Genomic DNA, 12,500 nt, shown 5'->3' on the forward strand with positions numbered 1-12,500 from the left:
GCTAGGCGGCCTCCAGGACGTTCGAGACAGTCAGGTTCGCGGTTTCGAGGTCGTCGTCTCCGAGGGGGGTGACCTCGAAGGAGACGAGGCGCAGCGTCCGGTCATCCCCGCCGGGGTGGTACGGGTCGGCGCCGCGCGGGATGACGCGGCGGATCGCATCACCAGGCAGGTACTCCCCGACGGCCGGTGGTCCGGCGCCGAGGACGGTCAGGGCGGGCAGTACGACGGGGCCGCGGCGGGCGGCCTGGTCGGCGACGGCGTGGCCGGTCAGGTCGGCCGGGGTGATGGCGCCGGAGTAGGACGTGGAGTCTTCGGTGAGCCGCCAGCCGTCGGTGTAGCGGGTGGCGTCCTCGGCGATGCCGATGGGGGTGTCGGCGTCGGAACCGTCACCGACCGCGAACGCTCGGGTAATCATCTGGCTGCCGTCGCGGGGCTCGGTGAACTTGGTCAGATTCGTGCCGTACTCGAAGACCAGGTTGCCGGGGTCGACCACGCCCAGACGCGGATTGCCGAGCACGAGGCGGCGGGTGGCGGTCCCGTTGATGTAGACGGTGTCGAAGTACAGGTCGGGGCCGCCAGCGAGCGTGGACAGGTCCCGCAACCCGTCGCCGACGTTCTTCAGCTCATACCCGTTGTAGGTGATGTCCCGCAGCGTCGTCGAGGCGACGGTGGCGTCTACGGTGATGCCGATGGAGCCGCCGGTGTGGGCTTGGGCGGTGGTCACCAGCGAGCGGGCGATGGCGAGCTGGTCGGCGGCGGAGAACGCCAGTTGCTGGCGCGCGACGGTCTGAATGTCGAGCACGGGCGGCAGCACGGGCAAGATCTTGCGGTGGTCGAAGTAAGACAGCAGGTCGGCGCCGGCGATCTGCAGGACCTGGCTGGCCGAGTCGTAGGTGGTGGTCCAGATGATGTACTCGCCGACGATGACGCCGTCGCGGCAGACCAGGATGGTCGAGCGGGCCGGCTCGGTCGCCCGTACGGCCTTCAGCGCCGCGACGCGGGGATCGCCGAGCTGCAGCGATCCAGAGAACGTCCCGGCGTCGTTCAGGACCCGGGAGAAGGACACGCCGGTGAGGGGCAGCTCAGCGGCGACGTTCCCCGTCGCCAGGTCCGCGGCGAGGTAGGTGTAGACGCCGGTCATGGCCGCGGGGCCACCATCAGCCAGGAGTCGACGAATGCGTTGGTGGACGAGCTGCCCGAGGAGATGTAGGCGACCAGCTTCACGGTGGTCGAGCCGGGCGTCAGCCCGGTGTACAGGCGTGCCGCCGATGCCGACTGCGGGCTCGTCGCCTGCGCGCCTGTGGTGGTGCCGACGATGACCGTCGCGCCACCACTGTCGTTCGGGACGGGGTTAACGGTGTTCGCGCCGCTCATCGCCGGGGCCAGCCGCGCGGTGCTGGTCGCGGAGTTGTTGTTGTAGCCGCGGAACCCCCATTGCACCCACAGGGCGCCGCTGGCCGGGACGGTAACGGTCACCGAGGGCTGGCCGGTGTAGTCGCTGTAGGCGCCGGTGGTGTTGATCGTCCGGGCCGTGGAGGTGAAGTCGGCGGCGTAGGCCGGCTGTGGCTGCGGGCCGACGACGACCCAGCTGGTGCCGTTCCAGGTCTCCAGCTGGTTCGGGCTGGTGTCCATCCGCCAGACGCTCATCCCGACGAACTTGGCCAGCGCGTCTCGCTCGGCCTGGGACGCCACCGGCAGGATGCCGCCGGTCGCCACGGCGTACGGCCGCAGGTCGGTGATCATCGCGGCCGTGATCGTCGTCGCGTTCGCCGGGATGGTGACCCGCGCGAGCGTGAGGTAGTCCCCAGCCGTAGGCGTCGGGTCGACCGGTGACCCGGACGGCGCGCCGACGACCTGCTGCACGACCATCGCCGTGGAGGCGTCCGACCACTGGGTGTCGCTCTGGCGGGCGATGATCAGGTCACGGCGGGCGTTCGTCCCATCAGCGGGGGTCGCCGTCAGCAGGTCCAGAGTCTTCTGGGCGTCCAGGGTGGCCAGATACGGGCCGGCGGCGGTCGCGCGGCTGCCCTGGATGACCGCCTGGAACGGCTCGACGGTCACGGACTTGGACGCGGTGCCGGTCTGCTTGACCAGGCCGGGTGTGCCGGCCGCGGGCTTGATACCCGAGCGGGCCTGGATCGGCCCGGCGCCGGCTTGGGCGAGGGCCCCGGTTGCCAGGCGGGCCTCTTGGGCGGTGACGACGCTACCGCCGACCCACCCGGAATTACGCTCGGCCATCCGGCCCCTCCTCGTTGGTGTTCATGACCATGCCGACCGCCAGGTGGCCGTCAGCGACGCCGCCGGGTCGTACGCGGCAGCCTGGAACGCGACCCGGGTCACGCCCTTGCGCAGCGGGAACCAGTCGGCGGTGGCCAGCGCGCCGCGGCGGGATGCGACGCCGGCGAGCAGGACGGTGCGGGCGTCGGTGTCCAGGACGAGTGTCTGACCTGCCTCGACGGTCAACCCGGCGAGGGCCAGACGCTCGCCGGTGTCGGTGTTGATGATCACGGGGTTCGGCGCCGGGCCGGTGATCGTCCACGTCGGCCAGGTCGACGTGGTGCCGGTGTTCGTCAGCGTCATGGCGCCGCCGCCGGCGGACCCGAAGTCCAGCGGGAACGCCAGCGGGAAGGCCAGGCCGCCGGAGACGGTCGCCAGGCCGCAGCTCGCCGAGGAGGCGGTGGTGGCGTAGCGGCGCGGGTCCGGGGCCGCGAGCTGGATCTGCCAGGCCGCGACCCGGGAGGTCTGGTGCTCGAACTTGGATTCGGCGTTCAGCTCGACGAGGGCCTGCTTGTCGATGCCGGAGGCGTCCGTACCGACGAGGGTGTGCAGCACGCTCGCGTCGTCGCACAGCGCGGCGATCGTCTCGCCGGCGGCCTCCAGCGACGCGGCGTCCGGCGCGTACGCCAGCCCGCCGAGCGTGATGATGCGCTCGGACCGGTAGGCCGGCCCGCGGAACTGCCCATCCCGGCCGGGCCGGTCGGCCCGCGCGGTACGGGCGCCGACGCCGGAGCGGCCGTGCCAGCCGTCCACGGTCAGCAGCCGCCACTGCACGCCGGACTCGTCAACGACTCCGCATGCCCACCCGTCCAGAGTGAAGCGGTGTGCCGCGAGCGGGGTGCTCACGACACACCGCCCTGCTTGAGCTTCCAGCCCAGCTCGTGCGAGACGGCCTTGGCGGTCGCGACCGCCGAGGCGGTGTCGCGGGCGTGCACGTGAATCTCGATCGGCCGGCCCGCTGAGGCGCCGTCCCCACCTCGTACGGTCCCGGCCGGGAGCGGGCGGCCGTAGGTGAGCGCGGCCAGGAGCTGGCGATGCTCGGCCGCCGGGCCCTTCGGGACGACCCACTCGCCGGCGGTGCCCCACAGCGGCACCTGATCGGTACCGGCCGGGCCGGTGATCGGCCCACCGCGGGCGAACCCGTGCGCCTTCATCATCGCCAGCAGTGCTTGGCCGGCCGCGGTCTTGGCCAGGTCGGTGCTCATCAGCTTGAGCGTGGCCGCCAGGTCGTTCGGGGCCAGGCCGGTCGCGCTGATGAGCTGGTCCCAGGTGTTCGAGCCGCCCTTCATCGCCGTCTTGACGGTCAGGATGTTGCCGAGGCCGGCCAGGGTGGTCTGCTGCTGGTCGGCCTGCTGGACCTGTTTCTGCAGGGCGCCGAGCTTGCTGCCCGACATCTTCACCGCGTCCGCTGCGGTCTTCTCCGCGGTCGTGTCGCCCTGGGCGAGCAGGTGCTGGGCGAGCACGCCGTAGCCCCGGTCGGCGAGGGTCTGCAGGTTCTTGATGAACGCGCCGGTGTCCTTGATCGACAGGGCGAGCGCCGAGCCGAGCTGGTTGGCCGGGGACAGCTTCCCGTACTTGTACCTGGCTTCGACGTCGGCGAGCTTCTTGGTCGCCGCGGCGACGTCGTCGCGCTCGGCCGCGACCCGCCGCTCGGCCGCCGCGATGTCGCGGGCGGAGCGGTGCCGGGCGTGCCGGGCCCGGTACAGCGCGTCTTCGGCGTTCTTGAGCTGGTTGAGCTGCGTCTTGCGGGCCTTGATCGCCTTGTCCACATCGCTCTTGGTGGTCGGGCTCTTGGTCTCGGTCCAGTGCTGAAGGACGTCGGCCAGCGACATCGAGGTCACGTCGCCGCCGCTGGCGTAGCCGACGATGCCGCCAGCGGCGAAGCCGTTCTTGCCCTGGTTGATCGCCTCCAGCAGCCCGCCGTACTTCTTGGCCTGCTTCGCCCGGATCACGTACTCGCCGTTCGACAGCCATACGGGGATGTCGTCGGACGTGCCGGAGCCTGGGCCGACAACCGGACCAGATGGGCCGCCGTCGGCGAAGCGCCGCACGGGGCCACCGGCCGCCCGGTGGATGATGCCGCCGGCCGCGTGACGCGTCTTCCCTGGTTCGTTCGCGCTGTTCAGCGGGACGTAGTAGACACCGATCTTCCGCGTGCCGACCGTCTGCGGAATCGCGTGAACAGCGGACCAGAACGCCGACGTGTTGCCGGTGATCTTTCCGGTCTTCGTGTCGATGTGCAGGTGGTTGGCCTGTAGCCACTTGTTGTAGTAGTCGCTGTTGTTGCCGCGGAACAGACCCGTCTTCGGATCGATCTTCAGGCCCTTGGCCTTCAACCACTTGTTGAAGTAGTCGGAGTTGTTGCCGAGCAGCAGGCCCGTCTTCGGGTCGATGTGCAGGCCCTGCGCCTTGTGGAGCTTCGACATGAAGTCGGCGTCGTCCATCGACAGCTTGATAGGCGGCGGCGGCTTGATGCCGAGTAGTCGGTTGGCCAGGTCGCGGGCCGCTGCCGCCGAATAGTGCATCTTCTCGGCCGCCGCGATGATCCGCTGCCGCGCCTGATCCAGGTACGCCGACACGTCCTTAGTGGCTCGCCCGTTGTCTCTCATCTTCTGGGCGGCCGCCTGGGCGGCCGCGGCGTACTGCGTCAGGGCGTGCTCATTCTCGGCGCCCTTCAGTGAGTTGAAGCCGTGCGCGGCGCCGTTCGCCTTCAACGCCTTGGCGAGATCGTCAGCACTCTTGCGGGCCTCATACAGCGCCTCGCGTTCGGTCAGCGTCTTGCCGGTCAGGGCGTCCATCGCGGTCTTCAGCTGGTTGGCGCCGAGCGCCGCGGCCTGCTCGGCGGTCATGAGCTGACCGGCCGAGGCCGCCGCCAGGGTGGCTTTCTGGCTGAAGGACGGGAAGCTGCCGCCGCCGATATGGAGGCTGTGGTCCATCTTGACCAGGCCGTCCGTCAGCTTCGAAAGGCCATCATGGAACGCGGAGACGCTCGCCGTGCCGCTCGACATGAGCGCGTACAGCGGCGATATCGACGGGCCGATCTTCACCGATAGAGCGAGCAGGCGTGCGAGCGGCGGCAGAACGCCGGCCGTCGCCGCGGCGATGTTCGCGAACGCCTCGGCGTTGTCACCGGCCGAATTCGACATGGTCACGATGGCGCTGTTGAGACTGCGCACGATTTCGGGCAACTTCCCGCCCAACGCCGTGAAGAGCTTGTCTGAGGCATCGGTGGCCGCGGCAAAGGACGGCGTGAGCAGGGTCACGGCGTAGCTGGCTTCATGCGAGAAACCGGTGATGACCGGTGCGAGCTGTTTGAAGTCCCAGCCCAGTTCGACGGCGAGCGTGTCGAACGCGCGTGTGCCGTCGTCGGCGATCGCGAGCCAGGTCTGTTTGAACGGCGCCGCGATTTGCTTCGTCTCGGCCTTGATGTGCGAGGTCATTTTGCCGAGAGCGGACTGGACCTGGGCGTCGCTCTTGGTCGCGGCCAGGCCGAGGCCGGCGATAGCGGCGCCGAGGCCGCCGGCGACCGCAACTTCGGCGCCGAGGGCCGCGAACGGCAGCGCCGTGATGACCGCGGCGACCTTCAGAATCGTGCCTACGCCGACCTTGTCAATCTGTCCGAAAGCCTTGCTTCCGCTGCGCTCGATCTCGGTGAACGCGACATCGCCCTCGCGGGACAGGTCACCGAAACGGTTCTGCAAGGCCTTCAGTGTCGCGTTGTGGGCCTCGACCTGCCCGCGCGACTTCATCACCGCGAGACGCTCTTTGGCGGCGGCAAGTTCGGCCTCGCGGGCGACCTTCTTCTCCGCCTCGGCCTGCCGCTCGGCCGCTGCCGCGGCGGCCAGTTGCGCCTCGGCCGCCTTCAGCGCGGCGCGCTCGATCTGCTCCTCGGCCCGGGCGGCGGCCCGGGCGGCCTTCTCCTCATCGAGGAGACCCTTGGCGGCGGCCTCGGCGGCAGCGGCGGCGCGCACCTCCGCCTTCTCCGCCTTCTCGGCGGCCTTCTCGGCCTCGATCCCCAGCTTGCGAGCTGCCAGCGCCGCCTTGTCCTCCGCGCGGCCGAACTTGTCCACCGCCGCCGCGGCGCGGGTGGTGACCTTCTCGTTGGCGGCCTGCTGCCGCTCCAGCTTCGCCAGCTCGCGGTCCAGGCCGCGGGCCTTCTCCTCCGACCGTTCGAAGGCGCCCTCGAGGCCGTGGCTGTCGCCGTCGATACCGATCGTGAGGTCGCGACGGTTCGCCATTCCTCACCTCCCGTACGGTTCGAGGCGCACGAACACGCCACGGCCTCGCTGGTCATCGGTCAGGGTGTCTTCGCGGGACTCGCGTTCCTGGCAGCCGCGGCACACGTCCACGACGGCCCGGTAAGCGGCGCGGTCACCGCCCTGCTCGGGGTCCCACTCCTCAGCTCGGGTGCCGCACGACGGGCAGGTCTGCCGTTCGCGGACGAGCATCCAGATCGCCTTGTCGCGGTCGTCCTGCGACCACTCCAAGAACGTGGAGTGTGGGATGCGGTAGTGGTGGCAGACCTGGAGCTCGAGTTGCAGCTCCGGGTCTGCCTTCAGTCGTTTGGGATGCTCCCGGAGGGCCAGCGGGCGTTCAGCCCGACGGCCGCCAGGAACAGCGACTCCTTTTCGCCCGCCGACAGGTTGGAGTCGATGAACCCGGCCCATTCATCGGCCGACAGGTCGGCAGTGTCGACGCTGGCGAGGAAGCAGGCGCGGGGGAACGTCTCAGCGTTCCACTTCTCGTCCTCGCCCTCCCTCGGCGCGTGCTCCGGCTTGGCCCGCAGCGCCTCGAACGCTTTCGGCTCCAGCGCGACCAGCGGCACCGGCTCATAGCAGGCCGCCACCGCCGCACGTGCCTTCTCCAGCCGCTCCTCTGCCTCGGCAACGGCCTGCTCAGCGGCGTCGTCCTCGCGGAACCGAGCGAGCTCGAGCGACTCCTTCGCCGCGGCCAGCTCGGCCACCGCGGCCGTGTCGTCCTCGACGGCGAGCTGGTAGTCGAACGTCGGCCGCCGCCGGGCGAGGAGCCGTTCCCGGCGGCCGGCCTTCTTTGTGTTGCTCATGCCGGGATCGTCACGTCCTCGGCCGGCTCGGACGTGATCGCGAACGAGACGGTCATGTCCGCTGCGGCGTTGTCCGGGATGGTCTTGGAAACCGAGCTGACCGTGACCGGGAAGACGTCCATGAGCTGGGTCGGAACATCCCCGCCCCACATGATCAGGATGTAGCCGGTCGTGCCGCGCGGCAGGAGCGTGCGGATGTCGGCCGTCGCGCGGTCCTGGTAGAACTTCAGGCTCGAGTCTGCGGCCTGGACGTCTCCGGGGATCTTGCCGGTGAAGTCGCTGCCGTAGTCCGGCGTGTCGATCAGGTTCGAAGTGGTGTTGAACCCGTTGACCTCGCTGCACTGCCCGGACAGCTCCTTGCCCGCGTTGATCTCGCTGCGGGTGGGGCTGTTCTTGTTCGCCACGGTCGCAGCGAAGACGATCTTTGTGACCTTCTTGGCGTAGAACCGGTCGGTCGTCGCGAGAGGCGTAGCCGCCATGTCACTCTCCCTCGTTGGTGCGCCGACGCGTCTTCCCGCTCGGCTTGCTCGCCCCGGCCTCGTTGTCGGCCGGGTCCTCGTCGGTCTTCGGCTTCGGCGCGGCCGGCTTGTCCTCGGCGACCTCCCAGCCCGACGAGCGCCAGTGCGATACGGCAGACTCAGGGACCTGCGCCTCCCCGGCCTCGGGGTGCTTGATCGTGACGAGCTTCATCAGCGGATCACCGCCACGGTCACGGTCGTCGCCGAGCTGTAGGTGATGGATGCGAGACCCGTTGCCGGGTCGCGGTACCGGTCAGTGACGGGGATGCCGTTCGTCGCCCCCGCGGCGACCGTCATCTGCCGATCCGCGATCGCCAAATCGCCGTCGACCGTGCCGGGCGTGACGAGCGTGACGGTGATGCTGGATCCGCTGCCGTTCTTGACCAGCAGCTTCACGTCCGCGCCGGTCACGCACTGGTCGCCGCCGCTGTTGGCGTTGCCGAAGATGATCGCCGTTCCGGTCTGGCCGATCACCTGGGTAGGTAGTGCCATGCTCTCCTCGATTCAGAAGCCGTGTCGTGCCGCGATGTCCATGAGCCCGTCGGCGATGTCGTCGCGGACCCGATCGGCGGTCGCCTCTACCGCGCGGTAGAAGAACGGCCGTGCGCGGTGCGGGAACCAGTGCTCCCGGTCGCCCCACAAAGGCGCGCGGAACGTGCCCGGGTCGCCCTGGTTCTCGTACGGGCGGGCGTGCGGTGCGCGGCCGGCGTTGACGCGGAACCGGACGCCGGCGGTGGTGTTCGCGGCCCGCATCGTGATCGCGCCGGGAATCCGTGAGGACCAGGACGCGTTCGCCTTCATCCGCGCGAGCGTCGGCTCGGCCGCCTTCTTCAGCAGCGGCCGGAACTCCTTACGGATCGCCGGGGGCACCTCGTGCAGATCCCGGATCAGCACCTGCAGCTGGCTGCGGTCGACGCTCACGACGGGCCGCTGATCGCCACGTTGAGGCGCAGGGTCGCGCCGATGTGGTCGACGCCGGCCGCCTCGATCTGGCCGCCGTAGTTGCTCATGGTGGTGAGCTGGGCCCGCACCGACGCCTCGGCGCCCTCGATGCCGAGGTCGTCGAAGCGCCAGATCACACGCCGGATGCTCTTGTCGCCGTCGGAGGAGATGTAGGCGTCCAGCGCGTCCTGACCGACGGTGGTGTCGCCCTTGGACACCAGGACGTACAGGTCGAAGTCCCAGTCGTCGTCACCGCCCAGGCCGGTCGCGAACCCGGCGCCGACCGGCAGGACGATCACGCACGGCAGGTTCGGCGAGTCGACGACCCGCTGATACACGCGCAGCTCGGGCAGCTCGACCTGCAACGTCGCCGCGATGGCCGCGCGGAGCTCGCCGAGCGTGGGGGTACTCACGCGAACTCCGGCCGCACGTAGGGCTGCAACAGCGAGACCACGTCGGGGTCGGACCTGCTGATCCGCACCGCCCCGAACTCGGCGAAGCCGGCCACGCCCAGCGGGCTGTCCTTGCGTTTGAACAGGCTGACCGCCTTCAGCAGGGCCGCGGTCTCGACGTCATCCGGGACGATCGACCAGCCCCAGCGTGCGGTGACCTGGAGGCTGGGACGCAGCGGCAGCGAGAAGAACTGCTGGTTGCCGACGCTCACGATCGTCCACCAGGCGTAGGCGGGGCCATCAGCGTCGGCGTTCAGCGGTTCCAGGTCGTAGTCGCCGGTCTGCCAGGTCGTCGCCCAGGTGCCGTCGCCGCCGGTGTCGGTCTTGATGACCAGGCCGGCGGTGGTGCCGATGTCGTCGACGTCGGCGCGGTACGGCTCACATGGCCGGTAGGTGCGCGCGACCGGCTCGGCGTCCAGCCAGAACCGCCGGTGGCAGAAGCGGTCGACCGCCCTGGAGGAGGCGTTGACCGCCCGCTCCAGCAGCGCCTCGCTCAGCTGCTCGTTGACGACGTCGTTGAGCTGCTCGCGCACGTCGGCCACCGTGCAGTAGCCGTTGGTGACGCTCATCCCCGCTTGCGACCCTGGCCGCGAGCCGGTACGGCCTTCTCGGTCGGCTTGCTCTCGGCGGTGTCCTCCTGGCCGTCGTCGAGCATCGCGCGGTACCGGCGGGCCTCGACGCGCGCCTCGGCGGCGGGCACGTCCTGGCCGGCCTCCTCATGCTCGCTGGCCCCGTTCTCCAGCTCGGCGGCGCGCTCCTCGATCGCCTTGGACACGCGGTCGATCTCTCCTCGCACAGCCTTCGCCCGGTCGCCGTCGACGACGGCGAGCTCGTCCTTGTAGCCCTGCAATTCGGCGCCCAGGTCGTGCATCGCCCGGTCTCCTTCCTCGTGGTTGGCCGGGGCGGGCCCGCTACCGCACGGGCCCGCCCCGGTGGATCAGAACCCGGTCGGGGCGATGACGCCGGTACCGGAGATGACGGAGATCGCTTCCGGGCGCCGGTTCGGCATGAACGCGGCGTAGTTGTAGACCTGGAAGCGGACCTGGAGGGTGCCGGACAGGACCTCCTGCAGCACGCGGGTGCGCATGCTGCCCTCCCACAGGTAAAGGTCGGAGGTGCGGGTCGTGATGATCCGCTCCTCGTTCGTGCCGGCGCCGAGGTTGGTCGGGATGTTCCCGTCCGCGATGATCGGGAAGTTCAGCAGCCGGCCGACCGGGCCCTCGACGTCGCCGCCGGTCTGGAGCGCGAGCGGGTTGAACGGCGCGTTGGTCTCGGGGAGGATCAGCGGCCGGTTCTGGCTGTCGAGCTGCGAGGCCGCCCAGAACCACCGCGACGGCGTCATGAACACCGCCGAGGGCATCATCTTGCGGTTCTTGGCGACCTGCGAGAGCGACTTCATCAGCGGCGGGTACATCAGCGGCAGCGTCGGCGACGCGTCGGTGTAGGTGACCGCGTTGATCCCGGAGACGTTCAGCACGCCGAGCAGCTGCCCGGACGAACCGGAGCCGTTGAGGCACTGGGTGTCGAGCCGCATGTTGTAGTCGGCGATCAGGTCGGCGAAGACGATCTCGTCGAAGCTGGCCGGGGACTGGTCGAGCAGCTGGATCGCGACGTCCTGCTGGCCGGCGATGGTGCGGACGTTCGCGGACACGAACGTGTCGGTCATGTCCTGGGACGTGACGTTGCCGGCGTCGGCGGTCTGCACGCCGGTCGCGGTGCCGGTCGCGATCTTCGGCACGTTGATGGAGTCGGTGCCGGCCGGGAGCTGCATGTTTCGGACGGTGTTGGCGAACGCCCGGCCGAAGCGCGGCAGGTCCACGTACTCGTCGATCAGCCACAGCGGCGGGACGAAGTAGCCGCCCTGGCCGTCCGTGCGGTTCGGGTTGACGCGCTTTTCGAACGCTGACGCCTGGCCGTTGCGGATCTCGCCGCGGGCGCGCAGCTCGGCGTCCAGGCCGCGCATCTCGTTCTCCGCGCGCTCGCGGCGCCGGGCCTCGCGGGCGGGCATCTCGACGTCGAGCTCGGCGGCGTGCCGCTGGAGCCGCTCGGCCGCGCCGGCGTCGTTGCGGAGCTGGGCCTTGGCCAGGTCCAGGAAGTAGGAGTGGCCGTTGCCGCGCTCGTAGGTGAGCGGCTCGCGGGTCACCTTCACGCCCGAGGCGCGGCGGGCCTCGGTGCCGGGCTTGTCCTGCCCGTACTTGGCCTGCAGCTCGTTCGCCTTCTCGCTGCGCTGCTCGATCTCCTCGAGCTCGGCGATGCGTGCCTGGAGGCCCTCGGCGTCGGTGTCGAGCGCCTTGATCGCGTCGCGCTTCTCACCGAACGTCTTGGTTTCCTCGTCGGTGAGGTTGCGCTTCTCCTCGGTGGGCTTGGCCAGGACCGCGTCGAGCTCGGTCTTGAGCGCGGCCCGCTTGGTCAGCAGCTCGGCGAGCTGCTGCCGCAGAAACTCCAGCATGGGAGTCCTTCCTTCGTTGCCGATGGTGGGTCGCGCCTGCGGCCTGCTCGGGTGGTGGCTCAGGTGGTGGCGCGCGGCGGCGCGTTCCGGCGTGAGCTCCGGCGCGTCAGGGGTTGTGCAGGCGGTGTTACAGGCCGAGCGCTTCGGCTTCGGCCAGGGCCAGCGACAGCGGTGTCCCGCCGGTCGCTGGGGGCTTGGGGGCGAGGCGGCGCTGGAGCCGCTCGACCAGGGCGCGTGCGTCCGCCTCGCCGAGCCGGTCCAGGTCTTGCGCGCGCAGGGTGACGGAGGTGGCGGGGTTGGCGCCGAAGTTGACCACGGACACGTCGCCGCGGTGCAGGTCGACCTCGAGGATGTCGCGCTGGTCGTAGTCCGGTGACCACTGCTGGCGGGTCACGCGGAACGCGAACGACATCTCGTCCACGTCGCCGTCGCTCAGGGCCGTGAGCATGTCGCTGACGTCGCCGCGGGCCGGGTTGACGTCCGCGGACATGTGCAGGCCGGTGGAGTCCTCAGCCAGCCGGAGCGTGCCCGCCTTGGTGTAGGCCATGGCCAGGCCGCCGTGGTTCAGCAGCAGCTGCACCTGGGGGTTCTCGGCGAGGGTCTTGGTGAACGCGCCGGAGCGCACGACTTCGCCGTAAGGGCCGAACATGTCCCACATCTCGAAGACCTCTTCGACGACGGAGGCGTAGCCCTCGATCGTCGTCGCGCCGCCGGCCTTCGCCGCGCGGACCTGAAGTTGCACGGGGTAGGAGTGGCGTTCGATGCCGCGCTTGGCGCCGCGGTCGGCCTTGGTGTCCACG

At 70.1% G+C, this 12,500-nt stretch carries 15 protein-coding genes; all 15 read right to left on the minus strand.

Going from position 1 to position 12,500, the window contains the following annotated elements; all coding sequences use genetic code 11:
• Nucleotide 1 precedes the first annotated feature (1 nt).
• The 15 genes from ACQEV1_RS47595 to ACQEV1_RS47665 all read right to left on the minus strand — a co-directional run bounded on the left by ACQEV1_RS47595 (nucleotide 2) and on the right by ACQEV1_RS47665 (nucleotide 12,499).
• The gene (locus ACQEV1_RS47595) at nucleotides 2–1,141 is read right to left on the minus strand and encodes a hypothetical protein (RefSeq protein ID WP_433404223.1); all 1,140 of its coding nucleotides are present in this window, start codon (nucleotides 1,139–1,141) and stop codon (nucleotides 2–4) included.
• Nucleotides 1,138–2,238 carry a hypothetical protein gene (locus ACQEV1_RS47600; protein ID WP_433404226.1) on the minus strand — a complete coding sequence of 367 codons (1,101 nt, stop codon included), beginning with the start codon at nucleotides 2,236–2,238 and terminating at the stop codon, nucleotides 1,138–1,140. The genes ACQEV1_RS47595 and ACQEV1_RS47600 overlap by 4 nt, the downstream gene beginning before the upstream one ends.
• A 21-nt stretch (nucleotides 2,239–2,259) precedes the next feature.
• On the minus strand, nucleotides 2,260–3,123 hold the full coding sequence (locus ACQEV1_RS47605; RefSeq protein WP_433404229.1) for a phage distal tail protein: 864 nt from the start codon (nucleotides 3,121–3,123) through the stop codon (nucleotides 2,260–2,262).
• Entirely contained in the window at nucleotides 3,120–6,515 is a 3,396-nt protein-coding gene (locus tag ACQEV1_RS47610) for a hypothetical protein (RefSeq protein WP_433404232.1), read from the minus strand. Before ACQEV1_RS47610 ends, ACQEV1_RS47605 begins: the two co-directional genes overlap by 4 nt.
• A 3-nt stretch (nucleotides 6,516–6,518) precedes the next feature.
• Nucleotides 6,519–6,764: a hypothetical protein gene (locus ACQEV1_RS47615; RefSeq protein ID WP_433404235.1), complete on the minus strand. Its 246-nt coding sequence runs from the start codon at nucleotides 6,762–6,764 to the stop codon at nucleotides 6,519–6,521.
• Nucleotides 6,765–6,832: 68 nt separating this feature from the next.
• Nucleotides 6,833–7,339 (minus strand): hypothetical protein, encoded by a 507-nt coding sequence (locus tag ACQEV1_RS47620; protein ID WP_433404238.1) that lies wholly within the window; start codon nucleotides 7,337–7,339, stop codon nucleotides 6,833–6,835.
• Entirely contained in the window at nucleotides 7,336–7,818 is a 483-nt protein-coding gene (locus ACQEV1_RS47625; protein ID WP_433404241.1) for a hypothetical protein, read from the minus strand. The genes ACQEV1_RS47620 and ACQEV1_RS47625 overlap by 4 nt, the downstream gene beginning before the upstream one ends.
• Before the next feature lies 1 nt (nucleotide 7,819).
• Nucleotides 7,820–8,029 (minus strand): hypothetical protein, encoded by a 210-nt coding sequence (locus tag ACQEV1_RS47630; RefSeq protein WP_433404243.1) that lies wholly within the window; start codon nucleotides 8,027–8,029, stop codon nucleotides 7,820–7,822.
• Entirely contained in the window at nucleotides 8,029–8,349 is a 321-nt protein-coding gene (locus tag ACQEV1_RS47635; RefSeq protein WP_433404246.1) for a hypothetical protein, read from the minus strand. Before ACQEV1_RS47635 ends, ACQEV1_RS47630 begins: the two co-directional genes overlap by 1 nt.
• Nucleotides 8,350–8,361: 12 nt before the next feature.
• Nucleotides 8,362–8,778: an HK97 gp10 family phage protein gene (locus ACQEV1_RS47640; protein WP_433404248.1), complete on the minus strand. Its 417-nt coding sequence runs from the start codon at nucleotides 8,776–8,778 to the stop codon at nucleotides 8,362–8,364.
• On the minus strand, nucleotides 8,775–9,212 hold the full coding sequence (locus ACQEV1_RS47645; protein WP_433404251.1) for a hypothetical protein: 438 nt from the start codon (nucleotides 9,210–9,212) through the stop codon (nucleotides 8,775–8,777). The genes ACQEV1_RS47640 and ACQEV1_RS47645 overlap by 4 nt, the downstream gene beginning before the upstream one ends.
• The gene (locus ACQEV1_RS47650; RefSeq protein ID WP_433404254.1) at nucleotides 9,209–9,820 is read right to left on the minus strand and encodes a hypothetical protein; all 612 of its coding nucleotides are present in this window, start codon (nucleotides 9,818–9,820) and stop codon (nucleotides 9,209–9,211) included. The genes ACQEV1_RS47645 and ACQEV1_RS47650 overlap by 4 nt, the downstream gene beginning before the upstream one ends.
• Nucleotides 9,817–10,122 (minus strand): hypothetical protein, encoded by a 306-nt coding sequence (locus tag ACQEV1_RS47655; protein WP_433404257.1) that lies wholly within the window; start codon nucleotides 10,120–10,122, stop codon nucleotides 9,817–9,819. The genes ACQEV1_RS47650 and ACQEV1_RS47655 overlap by 4 nt, the downstream gene beginning before the upstream one ends.
• Nucleotides 10,123–10,188: 66 nt before the next feature.
• Entirely contained in the window at nucleotides 10,189–11,700 is a 1,512-nt protein-coding gene (locus ACQEV1_RS47660; protein ID WP_433404260.1) for a phage major capsid protein, read from the minus strand.
• A gap of 127 nt (nucleotides 11,701–11,827) precedes the next feature.
• Entirely contained in the window at nucleotides 11,828–12,499 is a 672-nt protein-coding gene (locus tag ACQEV1_RS47665; RefSeq protein WP_433404263.1) for an HK97 family phage prohead protease, read from the minus strand.
• Between the last annotated feature and the right edge of the window lies 1 nt (nucleotide 12,500).

It is taken from the genome of Actinoallomurus sp. CA-142502 (genome assembly GCF_050936355.1).
Classification (GTDB): Bacteria; Actinomycetota; Actinomycetes; order Streptosporangiales; family Streptosporangiaceae; genus Actinoallomurus; species Actinoallomurus iriomotensis.

Excerpts from the sequence above, each read along its gene's own strand:
- ACQEV1_RS47595 (WP_433404223.1), bottom strand. The coding sequence starts at position 1,141 with ATGACCGGCGTCTACACCTACCTCGCCGCGGACCTGGCGACGGGGAAC.
- ACQEV1_RS47635 (WP_433404246.1), bottom strand. The coding sequence starts at position 8,349 with ATGGCACTACCTACCCAGGTGATCGGCCAGACCGGAACGGCGATCATC.
- ACQEV1_RS47650 (WP_433404254.1), bottom strand. The coding sequence starts at position 9,820 with ATGAGCGTCACCAACGGCTACTGCACGGTGGCCGACGTGCGCGAGCAG.
- ACQEV1_RS47630 (WP_433404243.1), bottom strand. The coding sequence starts at position 8,029 with ATGAAGCTCGTCACGATCAAGCACCCCGAGGCCGGGGAGGCGCAGGTC.
- ACQEV1_RS47655 (WP_433404257.1), bottom strand. The coding sequence starts at position 10,122 with ATGCACGACCTGGGCGCCGAATTGCAGGGCTACAAGGACGAGCTCGCC.
- ACQEV1_RS47600 (WP_433404226.1), bottom strand. The coding sequence starts at position 2,238 with ATGGCCGAGCGTAATTCCGGGTGGGTCGGCGGTAGCGTCGTCACCGCC.
- ACQEV1_RS47660 (WP_433404260.1), bottom strand. The coding sequence starts at position 11,700 with ATGCTGGAGTTTCTGCGGCAGCAGCTCGCCGAGCTGCTGACCAAGCGG.
- ACQEV1_RS47610 (WP_433404232.1), bottom strand. The coding sequence starts at position 6,515 with ATGGCGAACCGTCGCGACCTCACGATCGGTATCGACGGCGACAGCCAC.
- ACQEV1_RS47625 (WP_433404241.1), bottom strand. The coding sequence starts at position 7,818 with ATGGCGGCTACGCCTCTCGCGACGACCGACCGGTTCTACGCCAAGAAG.
- ACQEV1_RS47620 (WP_433404238.1), bottom strand. The coding sequence starts at position 7,339 with ATGAGCAACACAAAGAAGGCCGGCCGCCGGGAACGGCTCCTCGCCCGG.